Genomic DNA, 21,158 nt, shown 5'->3' with positions numbered 1-21,158 from the left:
GAGGCGCTCGCGGGAGCAGGGGCACCCTTGCGCGGCGTCGGAGTTGGGGTCACCGTGGTCGCGGGCCGGTGCCGACCGGCGTCGCCCGGACCGTGCCGGCGATCGGAGTCGATGTGGCCTCCTTCCAGCTTCCCCGCACCCTGCTCGGCGAGGGCCCGCACAAGGTCGTCGCGGTCCATGGCTGGCTCGCCGACCGGTCGGCGTACGATCCCGTGCTCGCCGACCTCGACGTCGGATCGTTCCAGTACGCGGTGGTGGACCTGCGGGGCTACGGCGAGGCGAAGGACGCGGTCGGCTCGTACACGACGGGTGAGGGAGCGGCCGATGTGCTCGACCTCGCCGACCGGCTCGGCTGGGAGCGGTTCTCGCTGGTCGGCCACTCGATGGGCGGCAGCGTCGCCCAGCGGGTGCTGGCAGCCGCCCCGCACCGGGTGCGCCGCCTCGTCGGGGTGTCGCCGGTGCCCGCTTCGGGCCTGCGGCTCTCTCCCGAACAGTGGGAGTTGTTCGCGTCCGCCGCGCACACCCCGGCGAACCGGCGCGCGATCATCGACTTCACCACGGGTGGCGTACGCCCCGGCGCCTGGCTGGACCGCATGGTGGACCGTTCCCTCGCGGTCAGCGACGTCAAGGCGTTCCGCGCCTGGCTGGACTCCTGGGCGGGCGAGGACTTCCACGCCGAGGTGGCGCGGTCGTCGGTGCCCGCGCTCGCGGTCGCCGGCGCGCTCGACCCGGCGCTGTCGGCGGACCTCATGCGGGACACGTGGCTGCGCACGTATCCCCGGGGGGAGCTGGCCGAGCTGCCGGGGGCCGGGCACTACGCGATGGACGAGACCCCCCTCGAACTGATCCGCACCGTGGAGGACTTCCTGCGCGCGGACGATGACGCGGCGGACCCCCACCCGGGGAGCGCGGGCCGTGGAGGCTCCGGGGCATGAGGGAGGCGCGCGGTGGCGGGCCGCCGACGCCGCCCGTCCCCGACGTGTTCGATCCTCGTCTGTACGCGGACGCGGTCCCCCACGACCGCTACCGCGTCCTGCGCGACCACCACCCGGTGGCCTGGCAGGAGGAGCCCGGGGTGCTGGGCTGGCCCGCGGGCCCGGGTTTCTGGGCCGTCACCCGGCACGCCGACGTCGTCCGCGTCCTGAAGGACCCGGCCGCCTTCTCCTCCCATCTGGGAGCCACGCAGATCCGCGACCCCGCGCCGGACGACCTCCCGTTCATCCGCCGCATGATGCTCAATCAGGACCCGCCCGCGCACAACCGGTTGCGCGGCCGGGTGAGCCGGGCGTTCACGCCGAAGCGGGTGGCCCGCTTCGAGGCGCGGGTGCGCGAGCGGGCCCGCGCCCTCATCGCCGGGGCCGTGGAGGGGGCCCGCGCGGGCGACGGCACGTTCGACGTCGTCACCGAGGTCACCGACGACTACGCCCTGCTCAACCTCGCCGACCTGCTGGGCGTGGCGCCGGGCGACCGCGGCCTGCTGCTGCACTGGACGCGGCGCGTCATCGGCTACCAGGACCCGGACGAGGCGGCGCCGACCGCGCACGGCCCCGACGGCACGCCCGTGGATCCGCGCTCCCCCGCGATGCTGCGCGACATGTTCGACTACGCGCGGACGCTGGCCGCGTACAAGCGCGGCCACCCCGCCGACGACATCCTGACGACCCTCGCCACGGACGCCGAACTCGCCGCCCCTGAGCTGGAGATGTTCTTCTTCCTGCTCACGGTCGCGGGCAACGACACCGTGCGCGCCGCCGCGCCGGGCGGGCTGCTCGCGCTCGCCGAGAACCCTGGAGAGTACGAGCGGCTGCGCGACGGCACGGCCGGCCTCGGCACGGCCGTGGACGAACTGCTGCGCGCGCACCCGCCGGTCCTCAGTTTCCGGCGTACCGCCGCCCGCGACACCGAGCTGGCGGGGACGCCGGTCGCGGCCGGTGACAAGGTCGTCGTCTTCCACGCCTCCGCCCACCACGACGGACGGGTCTTCACCGATCCGCACCGACTGGACCTGGCCCGTTCACCCAACCCCCATGTGGCGTTCGGCGAGGGCCCGCACGTCTGCCTTGGCGCGCACTTCGCCCGTCTCCAACTGCGCGTCTTCTACGAGGAGGTGACGCGCGCCCTGCCCGTGCTGCGGCTCGCGGCACCGCCCCGGCGGCTGGTCTCGCATTTCATCAACGGCCTGAAGTCGCTGCGGCTGGAGGTCCCCGCGTAAGGTGCAAGATCCACACACCTGGAAGCGGAGAACGACGATGCACGCGGCGCCCGAGGCCGAGGACGAGTTCCACGACGAGATCTTCCCGTTCGTCCCCGCTCCGGAGGACGGCAGCCGGTGGCAGGCGCCCGCCGATCTCGAGGAGCACCTGTACGAACTCCGCGAGGCCGACGACGCGTACACGTATCTGCGGGCCGTGGCCGTGGCGGGCCTGTACCGGCCGGTGGCGCTGCACGAGAAGGACCCCGACGCGGACGCGAGCCCGCTGCTCACCGTCGATCTGCCGGACGGCCGCAAGGCGGCGCAGGTGTACACCGCGGGGCTGCTGCCGCGCCCGCACCCCGCCGTCGTATACGAGTTCGTGACGCTCGGCGCGCTCGCCGAGGGCTGCCCCGACGACGTGGACATCCTGGTGGTCAACGCGGCGACGCCGTGCGAGCAGTACTACCTCACCACCGACGAGGAGCGGCAGGTCTGGGCCGACCTGCACGAGCGCCACCACCGCGACGGCGGCCTCGGCGACCGCATCGAGACCCGCCGCACGGGGGCGCCCGGGCCCGGCCCGCTCCTGCACGGCCTGGCGTGCGGCGCGCATCTGTGCTTCGCCAACGGCGACCCGTGGAACACGCTCTACTGGCACGGCGCCGGCCACCGCAACGAGGTGGACCGCCTGGCGGAGTCCTGGGGAGTGGCCGGCCGAGAGGACTGGCTGGCCGTCCAGGAGCGTCTGCTGACGCGCGAAGTCAGCCCCTGGTACTGGGACTTCGTCCTCGGTGCCCGCCTCGCGGTGCTGGCCGAGGTCGGGCCGCGCCTCGACCCGGAGCGGTGGCGGGAGTGCGTCGAGGTGACGCTGCGCAACCGCGTCGTGGAGACGGGCGGCCCGGACACCCCGCACCGCCCGGGCGACGACCCCGAGCTGGACGACTTCGTCGCCGCCATGCGCGGCCTGGTCGGGAAGATCCTGCGCTACGAGGCCCGCTTCCGCGCCGACGAGCTGCTGCCGCCGGACGGTTTCGTCCGCACGGTCGCGGCGTGGGACATCGGCCGCGCCTCCAAGATGGCCCGCTGGGGGCGGGGCGCCCGGTACGCGACCGAGGCGGAGCTGCGTACGGCCGTCGAGCGGACCTCGCATGCCGCGCGGGCCGCGTACGCTTCGTGGGAGGAGTTCTCCGCGGGCTACATCCTGGGCCGCTGCCTCCACTTCGACGATGAGTCGTTCGGCTCCTGGTACACGGACGTACTGCACGCCCACCGCGCCCTGACCTCGGACCCGGACAGCCCTTGGCTGACGGTCCCCTTCCGGTCGGCCTGACCCGCCGGCCTGCCCCTCCCCGCTTCATCACGATCGGATCTCACTCCCCCCATCGCCCCCTCCATCCCCTTGCCACACCCCCGTGTAATCGTTTCCAATCCTCCGTGTAATCGATTCCACAAGGAGGTGGACCGACGATGGCCGCAAGCTCGGGCTCCGTGAGCATCAAGGACGTCGCCGCCGAGGCGGGCGTCTCCGTCGCCACCGTGTCGCGGGTGGTGAACAGTCACCCCTCGGTCAGCCCCGCGGCCCGCGCCCGCGTGCTCGCCGCCGTCGAGGCGCTCGGCTACCGGCCCAACGCCGTCGCCCGGTCCCTACGCACCGACCAGACCCGCACCCTCGGGCTCGTCATCAGCGACGTGCTCAACCCGTACTTCACGGAGCTGGCGCGCTCCGTCGAGGAGGCGGCCCGCGCGCTCGGCTACAGCGTGATCATCGGCAACGCCGACGAGCGGCCCGAGCTCCAGGACCATCACGTGCGGACGCTGCTCGACCGGCGGATCGACGGGCTGCTCGTCTCCCCCACCGACGGCGGCTCGCCGCTGATGCTCGACGCCGTGCGGGCCGGAACGCCGATGGTCTTCGTCGACCGGTGGATCCCCGGCGTGGAGGTGCCCGTCGTCCGCTCCGACGGCCGCCAGGCCGTTCGCGACCTCGTCGCCCATCTGCACGGCCTCGGTCACCGCAGGCTCGCCATCATCGCGGGGCCGGCCGCCACCACGACCGGCAGCGAGCGCGTCGAGGCCTTCCGCGACGCGCTGCGCGAGCACGGCATCGCCCTGCCCGACGCCTACATCGGCCAGGGCGACTTCCAGGCCGACAGCGGCCGCCGCGCCACCGAACGCTTCCTCTCCCTGCCCGAGCCGCCCGAAGTCGTCTTCGCCGCCGACAACCTGATGGCGCTCGGCGCCCTCGACGCGATCCGCGCGCACGGCCTGCGCGTCCCGCACGACATCGGGCTCGCGGCCTTCGACGACATCCCCTGGTTCGTGCACACCGATCCGCCGATCACCGCGATCGCCCAGCCGACCGGCGACCTCGGCCGGGCCGCCGTACAGGCGCTGATCGACCGGATCGAGGGCAGGAGCCCGCGGTCCGTGACCCTGCCCGCGCGCCTCGTCGTCCGGCGATCCTGCGGCGAGCCCGCCGTCCGGCGCACGCAGCCGGGCAGGCGGGCGGGCACGGACCCGAGCACGGCCCCGGCCCCGGACACGGACCCGAGCACGCAAAGGAGCAAGCCGTGACCCACGCGGACGAACTGCTGCGCATCGAAGGCATCCGCAAGACGTTCCCCGGCGTCGTCGCGCTCGACGCCGTCGACTTCGATCTGCGGCGCGGAGAGGTGCACGTCCTGCTCGGCGAGAACGGCGCGGGCAAGAGCACCCTCATCAAGATGCTCTCCGGCGCCTACCGCCCCGACAGCGGCCGCATCCTCGCCGAGGGACGCGAGGTGCGCATCAACGGTGCGCAGGACGCCGAGAGGCTCGGCATCGCCACCATCTACCAGGAGTTCAACCTCGTACCGGATCTCACGGTCGCTGAGAACATCTTCCTGGGACGCCAGCCGCGGCGTTTCGGCATGATCGACCGGAAGCGGATGGAGGCGGACGCCGAGGCGCTGCTGAAGCGGGTCGGCGTCCGGGTGTCACCGCGCGCCAAGGTGCGCGAACTGGGCATCGCACAGCTCCAGATGGTCGAGATCGCCAAGGCGCTGAGCCTGGACGCGCGCGTGCTCATCATGGACGAGCCGACGGCCGTGCTCACCTCCGAGGAGGTCGACAAGCTCTTCGCCATCGTGCGCACGCTGCGCGAGGACGGCGTCGGCATCGTCTTCATCACCCACCACCTGGAGGAGATCGCCGCGCTCGGCGACCGCGTCACCGTGCTGCGGGACGGCCGCAGCGTCCAGCAGGTGCCCGCCTCCACCCCGGAGGAGGAACTCGTACGCCTCATGGTGGGGCGCAATATCGAGCAGCAGTACCCGCGCGAACGGCCCGAGACGGGCCCGCCGTTGCTGTCCGTCGAGGGCCTCACCCGTGACGGCGTCTTCCACGACGTCAGTTTCGAGGTGCGGGCCGGTGAGGTCGTCGGCCTCGCGGGGCTCGTCGGCGCGGGCCGCACCGAGGTGGCGCGGGCGGTCTTCGGCGCCGATCCCTACGACGCGGGCAGCGTCGGCGTACGCGGCGCGCGGCTGCCCCGGCACGACGTGAACGCCGCGATGGGCGCGGGCATCGGCCTCGTACCGGAGGACCGCAAGGGCCAGGGGCTCGTCCTCGACGCGTCCGTGCGGGAGAACCTCGGCCTGGTGACGCTGCGTTCGGCGACCCGGGCCGGTCTGGTGGACCTCAAGGGCCAGGCGCGGGACGCCGCCCGGATCGCCGAGCAGTTGAAAGTGCGCATGGCCGGGCTCGGCCAGCACGTGCGCACGCTGTCCGGCGGCAACCAGCAGAAGGTCGTCATCGGCAAGTGGCTGCTCGCGGACGTCGAGGTGCTGATCCTCGACGAGCCGACGCGCGGCATCGACGTGGGCGCGAAGGTCGAGATCTACCAGCTGATCAACGAGCTGACGGCCTCCGGGCACGCCGTCCTGATGATCTCCAGCGATCTGCCCGAGGTGCTCGGCATGAGCGACCGGGTCCTGGTCATGGCGCAGGGCCGGATCGCCGGTGAGCTGCACCGCGACGAGGCGACCCAGGACGCGGTGATGGCGCTCGCCGTCAGCACTGCGGCCCCGACCGACACGGCGCACCACACGGCGCACCACACGGACGTACGGAACGACGAAGAAGAAGCGGAGGGCTCCCGTGGCCACTGAAACCGTGAAGCGTGACGCGGGCGGCGCGAGTGGTGCGGCCACGCTCCGCCGCGTCCTGCTCGACAACGGCGCGCTGAGCGCCCTGATCGTCCTGGTCGTGGCGATGTCGCTGCTCTCCGGCGACTTCCTCACCACGCAGAACCTGCTGAACGTCGGTGTGCAGGCCGCCGTGACGGCGATCCTCGCGTTCGGCGTGACGTTCGTGATCGTGTCGGCCGGCATCGATCTCTCGGTCGGTTCGGTGGCCGCGCTGTCGGCCACCGTCCTTGCCTGGTCGGCGACTTCGGAGGGGCTGCCGGTCTGGCTCGCGGTCGTCCTCGCCGTCGGCACCGGCATGGCGTGCGGGTTCGTCAACGGCCTGCTCGTCTCGTACGGGAAGCTCCCGCCGTTCATCGCGACGCTCGCGATGCTGTCGGTGGCCCGCGGCCTCTCCCTGGTGATCTCGCAGGGCAGCCCGATCGCGTTCCCCGACTCGGTCTCCCACCTCGGCGACACCGTGGGCGGCTGGCTGCCGGTCCCGGTGATCGTGATGGTCGTGATGGGCCTGGTGACGGCCGTCGTCCTCGGGCGTACGTTCATCGGCCGTTCCATGTACGCGATCGGCGGCAACGAAGAGGCCGCCCGCCTCTCGGGCCTGCGCGTCAAGCGCCAGAAGCTCGTCATCTACGCGCTCTCCGGTCTCTTCGCGGCCGTCGCGGGCATCGTGCTCGCCTCCCGCCTGGTCTCCGCGCAGCCGCAGGCCGCGCAGGGGTACGAACTCGACGCGATCGCCGCGGTCGTCATCGGCGGCGCGAGCCTCGCGGGCGGCGTCGGCAAGGCGTCCGGCACGCTCGTCGGCGCGCTGATCCTCGCGGTGCTGCGCAACGGCCTCAACCTCCTTTCGGTGTCGGCCTTCTGGCAGCAGGTCGTGATCGGTGTCGTCATCGCGCTGGCGGTCCTGCTGGACACGCTGCGCAGGCGGGCCGGGGCGACTCCGGGAGCTTCCTCGGGCGCGTCCGGAGGCATACGGGGCAAGGGGCCGCAGGCGATGAAGTACGCGGTGGCCGCCGTGGTCGTCGCGGCGGTGATCGGTGCCGTCTCCTTCTTCAACTCGGGCACCTCGGGCACCTCGGGCACCTCGACGAAGGTCGGCATGTCCCTCTCCACCCTCAACAACCCCTTCTTCGTACAGATGAAGGAGGGCGCACAGGCGGAGGCCGACAAGGCGGGCGTCGACCTGACCGTGACCGACGCGCAGAACGACGCGTCCCAGCAGACGAACCAGCTCCAGAACTTCACCGGCGAGGGCGTGAAGTCGATCATCGTCAACCCGGTGGACTCCGACGCGGCGGGCCCGGCCGTGCGCGGCGCGAACAAGCAGGACATCCCGGTGGTGGCGGCCGACCGCGGTGTGAACAAGGCGAAGACCGCCACGCTCGTCGCCTCCGACAACGTGGCGGGCGGCAGGCTCGCGGCGAAGGCCCTCGCCGGGAAGCTGGGCGGCAAGGGCAAGGTCGTCGTCCTCCAGGGCACGCCGGGCACCTCAGCGAGCCGCGAGCGCGGGCAGGGTTTCGCCGAGGGCATCAAGGCGTACCCGGGCATCGAGGTCGTCGCCAAGCAGCCCGCCGACTTCGACCGCACCAAGGGCCTGGACGTCATGACGAACCTCCTCCAGTCCAACAAGGGCGTGAACGGCGTCTTCGCCGAGAACGACGAGATGGCGCTCGGCGCGGTCAAGGCGCTCGGCGACAAGGCGGGGACGTCCGTCCCGGTGGTCGGCTTCGACGGGACCCCCGACGGCCTCAAGGCGGTCGAGGCGGGCACGCTGTACGCCTCCGTGGCGCAGCAGCCCAGGGAGCTGGGCAGGATCGCCGTACGCAACGCGGTGCGGGCGGCGCAGGGCAAGGAGGTGCGGGAGATGGTGAAGGTCCCGGTGAAGGTCGTCACGTCGAAGAACGTGAAGAATTTCTCCTGACCGCCCTCGCCTCATCACCGTACGAAAGCAGGAAGCAGCACATGAACGACAACAACGCCGGCAGCACGGGCGACACGGACCTCGAACTGCTCGTCGTGGGCTCCGCCAACGCCGATCTGGTGGTCGGGGTGGAGCGCCGCCCCGCGCCTGGCGAGACCGTCCTCGGCTCCGACCTGGCCGTCCATCCGGGCGGCAAGGGCGGCAACCAGGCGGTGGCCGCCGCCCGGCTCGGCGCGCGCACGGCGCTCCTGGCCCGGGTGGGCGACGACGCGCACGGCACGCTCCTGCTGGACGCGCAGCGCGCGGCCGGGGTGGACACCGCCGGCGTCCTGGTGGGCGGCGCGCCCACCGGCGTCGCGCTGATCACGGTCGACCCGTCGGGCGACAACAGCATCGTGGTGTCGCCGGGCGCCAACGCCCGCCTGTCGCCCGAGGACATCCGCGCCTCGAGCGGTCTCCTGGCGGCGGCGCGGGTGGTCTCGAGTCAGCTGGAGATCCCCCTGGACACGGTCGCCGAGGTCGTCCGCACGCTGCGGCCCGGCACCCGCTTCGTCCTGAACCCCTCGCCGCCCGCGCCGCTGCCCACCGAAGTGCTCGCCGCCTGCGACCCGTTGGTGGTCAACGAACACGAGGCGCGCGTGATCCTCGGCGAGGACGCGGGAGACGCCCCGGAGGAGTGGGCGCGCGGGCTGCTCGCGCTCGGGCCCCGTTCGGTGGTGATCACGCTGGGTTCGGCGGGCGCGCTCACCGCGGACGGCTCCGACGCCGTCCGGGTCCCGAGTCCGAAGGTCGACGCGGTGGACACGACGGGAGCGGGCGACGCCTTCACCGCGGCGCTCGGCTGGCGCCTCGGCCTCGGCGAGGACCTCGCGACGGCGGCCGCCTACGCCGTCCGCGTGGGCGCGGCGGCGGTCACCCGCAAGGGCGCGCAGGGCTCCTACCCGACGGCGTCGGAGCTTGCGGAGGCCGCCCCCGAGGTCTCGTCCCGGTGAGGAAGTCGGGCATCCTGAACCGTCATCTCGCGGGCGCGCTGGCCGAGTTGGGCCATGGGCACACGGTCCTGATCTGCGACGCGGGCATGCCGATCCCGGCGGGCCCGCGCGTGGTGGATCTGGCGTTCCGCGCCGGGGTCCCCGCCTTCGCGGAGGTCCTCGACGGGCTGCTCGCCGAGCTGGTGGTGGAGGGCGGAACGGCCGCGCGGGAGGTCGGGGAGGCCAACCCGCAGGCAGCGCGGCTGCTGCGGGAGAGCATCCCCGCGCTGGAGCTGGTCCCGCACGAGGAGCTGAAACGCCTCTCGGCGCGGGCCCGTCTGGTGGTCCGCACCGGGGAGGCCCGGCCGTACGCGAATGTGCTGTTGAGGTGCGGGGTCTTCTTCTGAGACCGGACGGCGCCGGAGGGTTGTCCGCTATACGAACTTGGCTGACCGTATTCTGACCGGTTTCCGCTCTTGACGGCAGATCGTCGCGCCCTCAACATCAGGCAACGCACAGCTCCAAAGGCGCCCCGCGGCACCCGCGTCGCGGGGCGTCTCGCACGTTCCGTCCCCTTCGCTGTTCGGAATACGGAGCCCCACATGAGACTCTCCCGACCCACCGCCCTGCCCCGCACCCTGAGACGCACGACCGCGAGACGCACGACCGCGGGCATCGCCGCGTTCGCCGCGGCCGGTCTGCTCGCCACCGCCGCGCCCACAGCCCTCGCGGCGCCCTCGGCCCCCGCCCCGGCACTCGCGGCACCCGACATCCCGCTCGCCAACGTCAAGGCGCACCTCTCCCAGTTCCAGTCCATAGCCTCGGCCAACGGCGGCAATCGCGCGCACGGCCGCCCCGGCTACAAGGCCTCCATCGACTACGTGAAGGGAAAGCTGGACGCGGCCGGATTCACCACCACCGTCCAGCAGTTCACGTCCAGTGGGGCCACCGGCTACAACCTGGTCGCGGACTGGCCGGGCGGCGACCCCGACAAGGTCCTGATGGCGGGCGCCCACCTCGACAGCGTCTCCTCGGGAGCCGGCATCAACGACAACGCCTCGGGCTCGGCCGGCGTCCTGGAAACCGCGCTCGCGGTCTCCCGCGCGCAGCTGAAGCCGGCGAAGCACCTGCGGTTCGCGTGGTGGGGCGCCGAGGAGATCGGCCTGGTCGGCTCCCGCCACTACGTGAACAACCTCCCCGCCGCCGAGCGGTCGAAGCTCACCGGCTATCTGAACTTCGACATGATCGGCTCGCCGAACGCCGGCTACTTCGTCTACGACGACGACCCCACCATCGAGAAGACCTTCAAGGACTACTACGCGGGTCTGAACATCCCGACGGAGATCGAGACCGAGGGCGACGGCCGCTCCGACCACGCCCCGTTCAAGAGCGCCGGCATCCCGGTCGGCGGCCTGTTCAGCGGGGCCTCGCGCGCCAAGACCAGCGCCCAGGCGCAGAAGTGGGGCGGCACGGCCGGCCAGGCCTTCGACCGCTGCTACCACTCGTCCTGCGACACCACGGCGAACATCAACGACACCGCGCTCGACCGCAACAGTGACGCCATCGCCCACACGGTGTGGAAGCTCGGCACGGACACGCCGGTCCCGCCCGGTGACAGTTACGAGAACACCACGGACGTCACCATCCCGGACAACGGCGCCGCGGTGACCTCCACCGTGAACGTGACCGGCCGCACGGGCAACGCCCCGGCCACCCTCAAGGTGGACGTCGACATCCGCCACACCTGGCGCGGCGACGTGGTCGTCGACCTCCTGGCCCCCGACGGCAGCGCGTACCGCCTGAAGAACTCCAGCGGCAACGACTCGGCGGACAACGTCATCGCCACGTACACGGTGGATGCGTCCAGCGAGCCCGCGAACGGCGCCTGGAAACTCCGTGTCCAGGACGTGGCCGCCCAGGACACGGGCTACATCAACAGCTGGAAGCTGACGTTCTGAGTCCCGTCCCCGGGCCGGCTCAGCCCTCGTCCGGCGTGAGCCGCAGCGAGATGCTGTTGATGCAGTACCGCTGGTCGGTGGGGGTGGGGTAACCCTCACCCTCGAAGACGTGTCCGAGGTGCGATCCGCAGCGCGCGCATCGCACCTCGGTGCGGACCATGCCGTGCGAGGTGTCCTGGATCAGTTCGACCGCGTCGGTGTCCTTCGGGTCGAAGAAGCTCGGCCAGCCGCAGTGCGACTCGAACTTCTCCGCCGAGGTGAACAGCTCCGCGCCGCACGCGCGACAGGAGTAGACGCCCCTCGTCTTCGTGTCGGTGTACTCACCGACGAAGGCGGGCTCCGTGCCGGCCTGACGCAGGACCGCGTACTCCGACGGGGTCAACTCCGCGCGCCACTGCTCGTCCGGCTTCTCGACGTCGTACGCCATGGGTGGGGTCCCCTTCACTTGGACAGTTCGGCCAGGATCCGCGGGCCGAGGTCCGTGACGTCGCCCGCTCCCATGGTGAGAACGAGATCGCCGGGCCTGGCCATTCCCGCGATCGTCGCGACCGCCGCTTCCTTGTCCGGGGCGGCCGTCACCTCGGCGCCCGCCGCGCGGGCCGCGTCGATGATCAGGGCGCTGGTGATGCCGGGGATCGGGTCCTCGCGGGCCGGGTAGATGTCCAGGACCACGGAGGAGTCGGCGAGGGCGAGGGCCTGGCCCATCTCGGTGCCCAGTTCCTGGGTGCGCGAGAAGAGGTGGGGCTGGAAGAGGACGAGGATGCGGGAGTCGCCTGCGGCGGAGCGCATCGCCTCCAGGTCGGCCGTCATCTCGGTGGGGTGGTGGGCGTAGGAGTCGATGACCTGGACGCCCGCGGCCTCGCCCTTGAGCTGGAGGCGGCGCTTGACGCCCGTGTAGGAGCCGAGCGCGGAGGCGAGGTTGTGCGCCGGGATGCCGAGGGCGATGCCCGCGGCGAGGGCGGCGACCGCGTTGTTCGCGTAGTGGCGGCCGGGCACCGAGACCTGGAAGGTGAGGAACTTGCCGTTCAGTACGACGGTGACCTCGCTGGTCAGACCACGCGCGGTGATCTTGTGGATGCGCAGGTCGGCGTCCTCGGACTCGCCGTACGTGACGACCTTCAGCTGTCCGAGGTCCCGCAGCCGCCCGGTCAGCTCGACGGCCCCGTGCTGGTCCGCGGAGATCACCAGCGTGCCCCCGGGGACGACCTTGCCCGCGAAGATCTCGAAGGATTCGTAGATCTCGTCCATCGACGCGTAGTTGGCGTGGTGGTCCAGCTCCACGTTGAGGACGATGGCGACCTCGGGCGCGTACTTGTGGAAGCTGCGGTCGCTCTCGTCGGCCTCGGCGACGAAGATGTCGCCCTCGCCGTGCAGCGCGTTCGAGCCGGGCACGTCCAGGTCGCCGCCGATCGCGTACGACGGGTCGAGGCCGAGGGTTGCGAGCGTGACGGCGAGCATCGACGTCGTCGTGGTCTTGCCGTGCGTACCGGCCACGGCGATCGGCCGCCGGCCGTCCATCAGGGAGGCCAGGGCGTCCGAGCGGTGGACGACGGGGATGTCCAGCTCGGCGGCGCGGGCCAGCTCGGGGTTGTCGGCGCGGATCGCGGAGGAGACGACGACGCAGGTCGCGTCGGAGGCGAGGTGCGCGGCGTCGTGCCCGATGTGGACCGTGACGCCGAGCGCGCGCAGCGCGTCGGCCGTGGCGGACTCCCGGGCGTCGCTGCCCGCGACCTTGGCGCCGCGCTGGGCCAGGATCTTGGCGATGCCCGACATTCCGGCGCCGCCGATGCCGATGAAGTGCGGTCGGTCCATGTCGGCCATGGACTGGGGCAGGCCGGGTGCCATGCGTGTGTCTCCCCTGGTGGTGCGACGGTGTCGCGTTCGTACGGTGTGAACGGCCCCAGCCTAAGCGCCCCGCGGTAAAGCGCCCGCAGGGATGCGCCCCAAAGGGGCGCGGGGAACTGCGCGCCCAGCCACGAACAAACCCGCACGACAGAGACCCGCCCCCCAGCGGCAGCGACCCCGCACAACAAAGAACCGCCCACCCACAGCGGGCAGCGTCACTCGCTGTGCGAGAACAACTTCAGGACCGGCACCCCCACCTTGTGCCGCGCCCGCGAGGCCCAGTCCCGGTGGAAGAACTCCTCCACGTAGTGGGGATCGGTCAGCACGATCACCTCGTCGGCGCCCACGTCGTCGACCAGCGCCTGGAGCGCGTCCAGCGGGTGGTCCTGGATGAGCCGCCCCTGCGCCTCGCAGCCCGCCGCGCGCAGCGCTGTCAGCGAGACCCGCAGCGCCTGCTCGCCGAGGGCCGCCGCGTCCTTGCCCTCGGGGGTCTCTCCTTCGCGCGCCGCCTCGTCCAGCTCGCCCAGGGCGACGTCGTCGATGGCTCGCAGCAGGCGGTCCGCCTGATCGCCCCGGGGCTGGAGCAGCACGTGGAAGGTGACCGGCTCGTCGCCGTGCAAGGTGGTGACGAACTCCACGTCGGCGGACGTCAGGGCCTTCTCGATCATCAATACGCTTGTGAACACGACAGGCGCCCTTCTCCTCCGTAGGCCGTACTGAGGCCCTTGCGGAAACCATCCTGCCCCGTGGCCGCACGGGGTCTGCGAGATCTAGTGTGCCCAGCGGAAGCCAAACGGAACGGCTGATTCCGCTGATTGTCAGCTACGACGGTATCGGGTGAAGAGGAACCCGGCCTCCTCCAGTACGGACGTCAGTACGAATTCATCGGGCGTCGCGAGCGCGTGCCCGCCCGCGATCCGCTGCGCGTCCCCCGCGGTGAGCATCGGCGAGACCGTCAGACACAGCTCGTCCAGCGCCTTGGCGGCCACGAGCTGCCCGAGCAGGCGCGGCCCGCCCTCGGTGAGCAGCCGGGTGAGCCCGCGTTCGGCCAGGGCGGGCGCCACTCGCGCGGGGTCCACGGTCGCGCCCTCGCCCGCGATCACCACGACGGCGCCCGCCCGCTCGGCTGCGGCGATCCTGTCGGCGGACGCGGCGGCCCCGGTCACCACGAGCGTCGGGGTCGGCGGCTCGGCGAAAAGCGGAAGTGAGAAGTCCAGGTCGAGGCTCGCACTGACGACCGCGATGGCGGGCGCCGGGGTCTGCCCGGCGGCGGCCCTGCGCGCGGCGAAGGCGTCACGCGCGCGTGCCGGACGATAGCCCTCAAGACGGACCGTCTCGGCCCCCACCACCACGGCGTCGGCGAGCCCGCGCAGGGTGCCGAAGATCCGCATGTCGGTGTCGTTGGAGATCGGCCGGGAGCGGCCGTCGTGCTGGGCGGCGCCGTCGAGCGTGGACACCATGTTGGCGCGCAGCCAGGTGCCCGTCCCCGCGGCGGTTCCCGCCGGGTAGGCGTAGGCCTCGGCCAGTTCGTCGAGGCTCCACTCCCGTGCGGCCTCGGTGCTCGCGCCACGTCCGTCCGCGGCGTTCGTCTCGGTTGTCTGGTCGGTCACAGGGAACAGGCGTCGCATATCCGCAGTCTTGCACGCCCCTTAAGGTGGGGAACCGTGTCGTCCTCCACCGCAGCCCATGGGCCCGGCCCCATAGCCGAAGTCGCTCCGCTGTCCCTGTGCGCCCGCGAGCCCCACGTCCCCGCCGACCGTCTGGTCGCCGAGATGGTGCCGCCGCCGCGCTTCGACTCGGTCCGCTTCGATACGTACATCCCGGACCCGAACCAGCCGAGCCAGACCGAGGCGGTCCGCGTCCTGAGCGGGTTCGCGGCGGGCCTCGGCGGAGCGCATGCCTCCGGCGCGGGCAGGAAGCGCTGGTTCCAGAAGAAGGCCCCGGCCCCGACCGGGCCGCGCGGGGTCTATCTCGACGGCGGCTACGGCGTCGGCAAGACCCACCTCCTGGCCTCCCTCTGGCACGCGACGCCCGCGGCGCCCGAGCAGAAGGCGTTCGGCACCTTCGTCGAGCTGACGAATTTGGTCGGCGCCCTCGGCTTCCAGCAGACGGTGCGCACACTCAGCGATCACCGGCTGCTCTGCATCGACGAATTCGAACTCGACGACCCCGGTGACACCGTGCTGGTGTCCTCGCTCCTGTCCAAGCTGGTCGAGCAGGGCGTGGCGCTGGCCGCGACCTCGAACACGCTGCCCGGCAAGCTCGGTGAGGGCCGCTTCGCCGCCACCGACTTCATGCGGGAGATCCAGGGCCTTTCCGCGCACTTCAAGGCGTTGCGCATCGACGGTGAGGACTACCGCCACCGGGGCCTGCCGCAGGCTCCGGAGCCGTACTCGCAGGAGCAGGTCACCAAGGCGGCGTACGCGACCGAGGGCGCCTCGCTCGACGACTTCCCGCATCTGCTCGCGCACCTGGCCAAGGTCCACCCCAGCCGCTACGGCGCGCTGACCGACCACATCGCGGCCGTCTGCCTCACCGAGGTGACGCCGGTGCCGGACCAGTCGACCGCGCTGCGGCTCGTGGTACTCGCCGACCGGCTGTACGACCGGGAGGTGCCGGTGCTGGCCTCCGGTGTGCCCTTCGACCGGCTGTTCAGCGAGGAGATGCTGAACGGCGGGTACCGGAAGAAGTACTTCCGGGCCATCTCGCGGCTCACGGCGCTCGCCCGGGATGCCAAGGGTCTCGTGCACTAGTCAGGGCGCGTGGTACACACATCCGGTCACATTCCTGTCCGCCAGCAGGAGGTTGCCCATCATGTCTGCCACTCGACGTCAGGTTCTCGCCCGCACCGGTGCCGTGGGCGCGGGAATCGCCTTCACGGGCGCTCTCTCGGAGCTCTTCGCGGGGACGGCCGCCGCCCACGGGCGGGCCGGTTACGGCCCCCTCGTCCCCGACCCCAAGGGCCTGCTCGATCTGCCGAAAGGTTTCCGCTACCGGGTCCTCTCGCGCGAGGGTGAGAACCTCCGTTCGGGTGAGGGCAAGGTGCCCAGCAACCACGACGGCATGGCCGCCTTCCGCGGCAGGCGCGGCGGTGTCCACCTCGTGCGCAACCACGAGAACCGCGTCACCGCCAAGATCGGCGTGCCGACGGTCAGCGGACTCACGTACGACCCGGCCGCCAAGGGCGGCTGTACGGCGCTCGCGCTCGACCGGAGAAACGACGTCCTGGACGAGCGCGTGGCGATCGCCGGGACCGCCGTGAACTGCGCGGGCGGGCCGACCCCTTGGGGCACCTGGCTCACCTGCGAGGAGACCGAGGACAAGGCCGGCACGAACGGCTACACCAAGGACCACGGCTTCGTCTTCGAGGTCGACCCGGTGGATCCGCGCCGTACCGGCGCCGTACCGCTCACCGCGATGGGCCGCTTCCAGCACGAGGCGATCGCCGTCGACCCCGAGCGCGGGATCGTCTACGAGACCGAGGACGCCTTCCAGAAGCCCTTCGGCCTCTTCTACCGCTTCCTGCCCAAGAAGCCCGGGGGCGGCCGCGGTTCGCTGCGCGCGGGCGGCAGGCTTCAGGCGATGCGCGTGCCGGGCGTACCGGACCTGTCCTCGATCCAGAAGACGGGCGCGAGCTTCGACGGTGTCGAGTGGGTCGACGTACCGGACCCGCTGGCCAAGGAGACGCCCATCCGCCACCAGGACTTCGGCCCGAAGGGCATCACGCACGCGCAGAAGCTGGAGGGCTGCTACTGGGGCGGCTCGTCCGTCTACTTCGTGTCGTCCTTCGCGCGCAAGGCGGAGGGCTCGGCGGGCGACCACTTCGGCCAGATCTGGCGGTACGACCCGGCCGCGCGCCGTCTCACCCTGGTGATCGTCTTCGGCCCGAGCACGGACATCCAGCTGCCCGGCGAGTCCCCCGACAACATCTGCCTCGCACCCACCGGCGGCCTGATGGTCTGCGAGGACGGCGACGGCGCCCAGCACGTCTACGGCGTGACCCGGCGCGGCGAGGTCTACGCGATGGCCGGCAACCGCCAGAACATCGGCAGCCCCGAGAAGCCCGAATGGGGCGAGTTCGCGGGCGTCGCCTTCTCCCCCGACCACGCCACGATGTACGTCAACTGCTACACGCCCGGCACGACGTTCGCCGTGACCGGGCCCTGGCACAGTTAGCGGCCGACGCCCTAGTACCCCGTCACGGGGTAGTGGTCCGACAGGTTCGTGTACGTGTACTTCTTGCCCCAGCTGGAGACCGTCCAGGGCGCGCTCTGTTCCTTGACCACGTTGTTGTGCCAGGTGGCGGGGCGCGCGTGGCCCTTGCGGTGCAGGACGTGGTCGAGGTCCTCTCGCGGGTCGTCGGGGTAGCGCTCGGAGGCGATCGAGTTGTCCCGGGTGTCGAAGGAGTACGGGTGGCCCGTGCGGGCGTCGGCGGGGGCGAAGCCTCCGTCGGCGAGCATCGAGGCGTACTCGGCGCTGTGCGAGTCGACGTTGAAGTCGCCCGCCACGATGACCTGTTCAGCGGCCGGGATGTTCTTGGCGTCGAGGAAGGCGTCCACCTCCTTGAACTGCTTCGCGCGCGTGGCTGCCGCCTCGCCGCTGCCGCAGCCCGGGTCGGTGGACTGGGCGTGCGTCCCCACCACGTGCGCCCTGGTGCCGTTCACGTCCAGCACGGCGTAGACGAACCCCTTGTTGGAGTGCGAGTCGGCGCCGCACGCGTCCTTGTAGACGTACTGCTCCTTGCGCACGAGCGGCCACTTGCTGAGGACCGTCACGCCACCGTCCTCCGGTGTCACCGAGGAGTAGGCACCGCCGGTGGCGTCCCAGCCGCTCCTGCCGCGGCCCATCACCGGTGTCTGGTGCGGGTAGCGGCCCTTGGCCCCGGCCAGCAGAGCCTCGGACGAGGAGTTGTCGAACGCCTCCTGGAGGACGACGACGTCCTGCCCCTGGAAGAAGTCCGCCGCCGGTATGGCCCTGGCGCGGTGGTCCTGGCCCCAGTTCGGGTAGAGCGTCTTGCTGAACAGGAACGTGTTGTACGTGAGCACCTTGAGCGAGGGCGTCGCGGCGGAGGCGTCGGCGGCGGTCGCGGACGGGGCGACGGCGGCGAGCGTGGCGGCGGCGAGCACGGTGGCGATCGCGGCCGCCTGGGACCTGCGCGGCGCTGAGTACGGCACTGAAACTCCTGACGGTGGGGGGCTGTTGCTGCTGTTTCCGGACTGGCCGGAAGCGGCCGTTGTTCCGGCGCTCGCACATCCAAGCAGCTGTGATTACTTCTGGGGATACAGCGCGTGAACACACTGTTCGGCTCACCGGAAGGAGCGGCGGCGAGGTCCGGAAAGCCCCCTCACCACACCGACCCTGACCTGGGCTTTCCCTGGCCCGCGACCTACAATTGCCCCTTGGGAAAGGGGACTTGATGGACCGCGACATCCGCACGGCCGACGACGTGCTGAACCTCCTGGACGGCCTGTTCGCACCGGAGGCCGACCGCTGGACGGCCGGCGGCGCGGCCTGGTGGGACGACTTCTACGCCGACCGCTCCAGGCCCGTGCCGTTCTTCGTGGCGAAGCCGGACGAAAACCTCGTCTCGTACGCCGAGCGGGGCCTCATCGCGCCGGGCCGCGCGCTCGACCTCGGCTGCGGGCCCGGCCGCAACGCCCTCCATCTCGCCTCGCTCGGCTTCGAGGTCGACGCCGTCGACCTGTCGCCGGCCGCGCTGGCCTGGGCCGAGGACCGCGCCCGCGCGACGGGGGCCGCCGTACGGTTCCACCAGGGCGACGCCTTCGCCCTCACGCAGGCCGAGTTGGCCGGTCCGTACGACCTGGTCTACGACTCGGGCTGCTTCCACCACCTGCCGCCGCACCGCCGCGTCAGCTACCTCGCCCTCCTGGACCGCGTCCTCGCGCCCGGCGGCCACTTCGCCCTCACCTGCTTCGCGGCCGGCGCGGGGGGCATGGGATCCGAACTGCCGGACGCGGAGTTCTACCGGCAGTCCGCCCTGCACGGCGGTATCGCCTACGACGACCGGGCGCTGCGGCGGATCTTCGGGGACCTGACGGAGGTCGAACTGCGCCGCATGCGCGACGAGCCCGCCGAGTCCGCGCTCTTCGGCGAGCCGTTCCTCTGGACGGGCCTGTTCCGCCGCGCCGCCTAGGACGGCCGTACGAGCCGCACCTTGTCGACTCCGAGCAGCCCCGCGAGCGGCACCCTGGCGGTGGTCTGCCGGGGGTCGACCGTCAGCCCCTCGGCGCGGAGGAGGTCGAGCAGCATCCCGGCCAGCGGCATGACCATGTGCCGTCCCCAGCAGCGTTCGGAGGCGTGGCCGAAGGGGAGGTAGCCGGGGTGGTCGTCGGGGTCGAGGGCGGCCCAGCGTCCGGGGCGGAACTCGTCGGGGTCGTCCCAGAGCGCCGGGTCGCGGTGGCTGAGCAGCGGCAGCAGCAGGACGTCGTCGCCCGCGCCGATGCGGGCGTCGAGCGCCGGGTACTCGGGGGACGCGTTGCGCAGGATGTTCCAGGAGGGGGGCAGCAGGCGCATGGCCTCGTACAGGATGTGCTCGTTCGGGGTGTCGTCGTCGAAGGGCGCCCCGAGCCAGTACGCGCTCGCGACGAGCGTGGAGACGGTGAAGCAGACGGGCGCCGCCGCGCGCCGGTACAGGCCCATCGCGTACCGCCGGTCGCTGTAGGTGGCGGCCTCGGCGGTCAGGCCCGCGATCTCCGTCACGGGCGCGCCCGGACGCGGTCTGCCGGGGAGCGCGGCGCCGACGGCGATGACCGTCCACGTCAGCTTGGGCGTCAGCTCCAGGGTGCGGTCCATGAGGATGCGCAGCCGGTAGGGGTCGGCACCGAGGATCAGGTCGCGCAGGTGGACGTGGCCGACGTGCGGCCACTCCCCGGTGAGGTCGACGTCCCCCGGCCCGGGCCCGCGCAGCGCCGCGCGTACGTCGCGGCCGATGGCCCGCATGACGTGCGACGCCTCGGTGCGGTGGATGGAACGGCCGTGCAGGGGCTTGAAGGTCGGGCGTTCGTGCTCGGTGGCGGGCCGGGCGGCGAGGATCCGGTCGGTCAGCTCGGGCCCGGCGACGCCCACGGTGTCGGCGTCCAGGCGGAACACGTCCTCGCCGCGGTGGCCGCGCAGCAGGGCGTCGAGCCGCGGCGTGAAGACGGTGGTCCGGGCGGAGCGGGCGGACCGGTCGGTACCGGAGAGGGGCATCGGTGGTCTCCCAGGGCGGAGGGCCCGCGCCCGGCGGCCGCTCGGGCACGCCGGACACGGGACACACGGAACACAGAGGGACGATTCGCCGGTTTAGTACCAGTGGTACCAGGCGTACGCCTTCAGGCTCTTCTCCCCGGTGATCTTCTTCTTGAGCGAGCGGATCATCTTCATGTACATACCTCCGGTCAATTCCGTTGGTTCACGACGGACTTGGACCAGCGAAGCGTCCGGTGAAGCGATCAACAGCCGATAAACGGACCCGGGTGACGCGTGAGCGGTACGTGAGCGCGCCGCGGGTCACAGATCGGCGAGCGCGCCCTCCACCGTGGCGAGCAGGATCTCCCGGTCGTCGTGTACGCGGCTGAGGACGCGCAGTCCGTAGTAGGCGCTCTGCACCCGGCGGGCCACCGTCCGCGCGTCACCCGTGGAGCGGATCTCACCGGCCCGCCGACCCTCCTCCACGACCGCGCACAGCTCGTCCTCGACCCGGTCGAAGCTGCGCCGCACCGCTTCCTTGACCTCCGGGTCGGGCGCGGCGGCCTCGACGGCGGCATTGATCGCGAAGCAGCCGCGCGCGTCCGCCGGGTCGAGGTCGGCGTCGAGGGCGTGGAGCATCATCGCGCGCAGCCGCTCCTTCGCCGGGCCGGGGCCGCGCAGGATCTCGACCTGTTCGGCGGTGGCGGTGTCGTAGTAGTGCCCCAGGGCGCGGAGGTAGAGCTGCCGCTTGCCACCGAAGGTGTTGTAGAGGCTGGACGGGCCCAGACCCGTGCTGTCGCACAGGTCCCGGGTCGAGGTGCCCTCGTACCCATGGCGCCAGAACGTCTCCATGGCCGCGGTGACGACGCGGTCCTCGCTGAACTCTCGTGGCCTGGCCATGGC

20 protein-coding genes are annotated in these 21,158 nt (G+C 71.9%); 12 read left to right on the top strand and 8 right to left on the bottom strand.

Going from position 1 to position 21,158, the window contains the following annotated elements; genetic code table 11:
* The first annotated feature begins 113 nt into the window (after positions 1-113).
* The 9 genes from CP975_RS28260 (at position 114) to CP975_RS28220 (ending at position 11,222) form a co-directional block, all read left to right on the top strand.
* Positions 114-935: an alpha/beta fold hydrolase gene (locus CP975_RS28260; protein ID WP_055529089.1), complete on the top strand. Its 822-nt coding sequence runs from the start codon at positions 114-116 to the stop codon at positions 933-935.
* Positions 932-2,212, top strand: coding sequence for a cytochrome P450 (locus CP975_RS28255; protein WP_055529088.1), 1,281 nt, complete (start codon positions 932-934; stop codon positions 2,210-2,212). The genes CP975_RS28260 and CP975_RS28255 overlap by 4 nt, the downstream gene beginning before the upstream one ends.
* 37 nt (positions 2,213-2,249) lie before the next feature.
* Positions 2,250-3,524: a DUF1266 domain-containing protein gene (locus CP975_RS28250; RefSeq protein WP_150477488.1), complete on the top strand. Its 1,275-nt coding sequence runs from the start codon at positions 2,250-2,252 to the stop codon at positions 3,522-3,524.
* Between the two features lie 137 nt (positions 3,525-3,661).
* Positions 3,662-4,768, top strand: a complete 1,107-nt coding sequence (locus CP975_RS28245) for a LacI family DNA-binding transcriptional regulator (RefSeq protein ID WP_150477487.1) — start codon at positions 3,662-3,664, stop codon at positions 4,766-4,768.
* Positions 4,765-6,339: a sugar ABC transporter ATP-binding protein gene (locus CP975_RS28240; RefSeq protein ID WP_055533270.1), complete on the top strand. Its 1,575-nt coding sequence runs from the start codon at positions 4,765-4,767 to the stop codon at positions 6,337-6,339. Before CP975_RS28245 ends, CP975_RS28240 begins: the two co-directional genes overlap by 4 nt.
* The gene (locus CP975_RS28235) at positions 6,329-8,293 is read left to right on the top strand and encodes an ABC transporter permease/substrate-binding protein (RefSeq protein ID WP_055533268.1); all 1,965 of its coding nucleotides are present in this window, start codon (positions 6,329-6,331) and stop codon (positions 8,291-8,293) included. Before CP975_RS28240 ends, CP975_RS28235 begins: the two co-directional genes overlap by 11 nt.
* Positions 8,294-8,334: 41 nt before the next feature.
* On the top strand, positions 8,335-9,285 hold the full coding sequence (locus tag CP975_RS28230; RefSeq protein ID WP_055533266.1) for a ribokinase: 951 nt from the start codon (positions 8,335-8,337) through the stop codon (positions 9,283-9,285).
* Positions 9,282-9,671: a D-ribose pyranase gene (gene rbsD, locus CP975_RS28225; protein ID WP_055533264.1), complete on the top strand. Its 390-nt coding sequence runs from the start codon at positions 9,282-9,284 to the stop codon at positions 9,669-9,671. Before CP975_RS28230 ends, rbsD begins: the two co-directional genes overlap by 4 nt.
* 195 nt (positions 9,672-9,866) lie before the next feature.
* Positions 9,867-11,222, top strand: coding sequence for a M28 family metallopeptidase (locus tag CP975_RS28220; protein WP_055533262.1), 1,356 nt, complete (start codon positions 9,867-9,869; stop codon positions 11,220-11,222).
* Positions 11,223-11,241: 19 nt separating this feature from the next.
* Here the strand turns inward: CP975_RS28220 and msrB are convergent, their stop codons facing one another.
* From msrB to CP975_RS28200, 4 genes are all read right to left on the bottom strand, one after another.
* Entirely contained in the window at positions 11,242-11,649 is a 408-nt protein-coding gene (gene msrB, locus CP975_RS28215) for a peptide-methionine (R)-S-oxide reductase MsrB (protein WP_055533260.1), read from the bottom strand.
* Between the two features lie 14 nt (positions 11,650-11,663).
* Positions 11,664-13,067 (bottom strand): UDP-N-acetylmuramate--L-alanine ligase, encoded by a 1,404-nt coding sequence (gene murC / locus CP975_RS28210; RefSeq protein WP_055533258.1) that lies wholly within the window; start codon positions 13,065-13,067, stop codon positions 11,664-11,666.
* Between the two features lie 215 nt (positions 13,068-13,282).
* On the bottom strand, positions 13,283-13,753 hold the full coding sequence (locus CP975_RS28205) for an indole-3-glycerol phosphate synthase (protein ID WP_199783106.1): 471 nt from the start codon (positions 13,751-13,753) through the stop codon (positions 13,283-13,285).
* Between the two features lie 132 nt (positions 13,754-13,885).
* Positions 13,886-14,695 (bottom strand): pyrimidine reductase family protein, encoded by an 810-nt coding sequence (locus CP975_RS28200; protein WP_055533254.1) that lies wholly within the window; start codon positions 14,693-14,695, stop codon positions 13,886-13,888.
* A gap of 36 nt (positions 14,696-14,731) precedes the next feature.
* On the opposite strand from CP975_RS28200, the gene zapE reads away from it, so the two are divergent.
* Both zapE and CP975_RS28190 read left to right on the top strand, forming a co-directional pair.
* Entirely contained in the window at positions 14,732-15,820 is a 1,089-nt protein-coding gene (gene zapE, locus CP975_RS28195; RefSeq protein ID WP_055533252.1) for a cell division protein ZapE, read from the top strand.
* Positions 15,821-15,881: 61 nt separating this feature from the next.
* Entirely contained in the window at positions 15,882-17,243 is a 1,362-nt protein-coding gene (locus CP975_RS28190; RefSeq protein ID WP_150477486.1) for a PhoX family protein, read from the top strand.
* Between the two features lie 11 nt (positions 17,244-17,254).
* Here CP975_RS28190 and sph read toward each other — a convergent pair whose 3' ends face one another.
* The gene (sph, locus tag CP975_RS28185; RefSeq protein WP_055533250.1) at positions 17,255-18,241 is read right to left on the bottom strand and encodes a sphingomyelin phosphodiesterase; all 987 of its coding nucleotides are present in this window, start codon (positions 18,239-18,241) and stop codon (positions 17,255-17,257) included.
* Positions 18,242-18,483: 242 nt separating this feature from the next.
* On the opposite strand from sph, the gene CP975_RS28180 reads away from it, so the two are divergent.
* The gene (locus CP975_RS28180; protein WP_055533248.1) at positions 18,484-19,221 is read left to right on the top strand and encodes a class I SAM-dependent methyltransferase; all 738 of its coding nucleotides are present in this window, start codon (positions 18,484-18,486) and stop codon (positions 19,219-19,221) included.
* Here CP975_RS28180 and CP975_RS28175 read toward each other — a convergent pair.
* From CP975_RS28175 to CP975_RS28170, 3 genes are all read right to left on the bottom strand, one after another.
* Positions 19,218-20,276 carry a cytochrome P450 gene (locus CP975_RS28175; RefSeq protein WP_055533246.1) on the bottom strand — a complete coding sequence of 353 codons (1,059 nt, stop codon included), beginning with the start codon at positions 20,274-20,276 and terminating at the stop codon, positions 19,218-19,220. The genes CP975_RS28180 and CP975_RS28175 overlap by 4 nt on opposite strands.
* Positions 20,277-20,369: 93 nt before the next feature.
* Positions 20,370-20,468 (bottom strand): tryptorubin family RiPP precursor, encoded by a 99-nt coding sequence (locus CP975_RS35470; protein ID WP_213083954.1) that lies wholly within the window; start codon positions 20,466-20,468, stop codon positions 20,370-20,372.
* 108 nt (positions 20,469-20,576) lie between these two features.
* Positions 20,577-21,155, bottom strand: a complete 579-nt coding sequence (locus CP975_RS28170; RefSeq protein ID WP_055533244.1) for a TetR/AcrR family transcriptional regulator — start codon at positions 21,153-21,155, stop codon at positions 20,577-20,579.
* Positions 21,156-21,158: the final 3 nt, after the last annotated feature.

This window comes from Streptomyces alboniger, assembly GCF_008704395.1.
Taxonomy (GTDB): domain Bacteria; phylum Actinomycetota; class Actinomycetes; order Streptomycetales; family Streptomycetaceae; genus Streptomyces; species Streptomyces alboniger.
This window is presented reverse-complemented; position numbering and strand designations above follow the sequence as displayed.

Excerpts from the sequence above, each read along its gene's own strand:
- CP975_RS28175 (WP_055533246.1), bottom strand. The coding sequence starts at position 20,276 with ATGCCCCTCTCCGGTACCGACCGGTCCGCCCGCTCCGCCCGGACCACC.
- CP975_RS28180 (WP_055533248.1), top strand. The coding sequence starts at position 18,484 with ATGGACCGCGACATCCGCACGGCCGACGACGTGCTGAACCTCCTGGAC.
- CP975_RS28220 (WP_055533262.1), top strand. The coding sequence starts at position 9,867 with ATGAGACTCTCCCGACCCACCGCCCTGCCCCGCACCCTGAGACGCACG.
- CP975_RS28230 (WP_055533266.1), top strand. The coding sequence starts at position 8,335 with ATGAACGACAACAACGCCGGCAGCACGGGCGACACGGACCTCGAACTG.
- CP975_RS28190 (WP_150477486.1), top strand. The coding sequence starts at position 15,882 with ATGTCTGCCACTCGACGTCAGGTTCTCGCCCGCACCGGTGCCGTGGGC.
- CP975_RS28250 (WP_150477488.1), top strand. The coding sequence starts at position 2,250 with ATGCACGCGGCGCCCGAGGCCGAGGACGAGTTCCACGACGAGATCTTC.
- CP975_RS28245 (WP_150477487.1), top strand. The coding sequence starts at position 3,662 with ATGGCCGCAAGCTCGGGCTCCGTGAGCATCAAGGACGTCGCCGCCGAG.
- murC (WP_055533258.1), bottom strand. The coding sequence starts at position 13,067 with ATGGCACCCGGCCTGCCCCAGTCCATGGCCGACATGGACCGACCGCAC.
- msrB (WP_055533260.1), bottom strand. The coding sequence starts at position 11,649 with ATGGCGTACGACGTCGAGAAGCCGGACGAGCAGTGGCGCGCGGAGTTG.
- CP975_RS28255 (WP_055529088.1), top strand. The coding sequence starts at position 932 with ATGAGGGAGGCGCGCGGTGGCGGGCCGCCGACGCCGCCCGTCCCCGAC.
- CP975_RS28200 (WP_055533254.1), bottom strand. The coding sequence starts at position 14,695 with ATGCGACGCCTGTTCCCTGTGACCGACCAGACAACCGAGACGAACGCC.
- CP975_RS28170 (WP_055533244.1), bottom strand. The coding sequence starts at position 21,155 with ATGGCCAGGCCACGAGAGTTCAGCGAGGACCGCGTCGTCACCGCGGCC.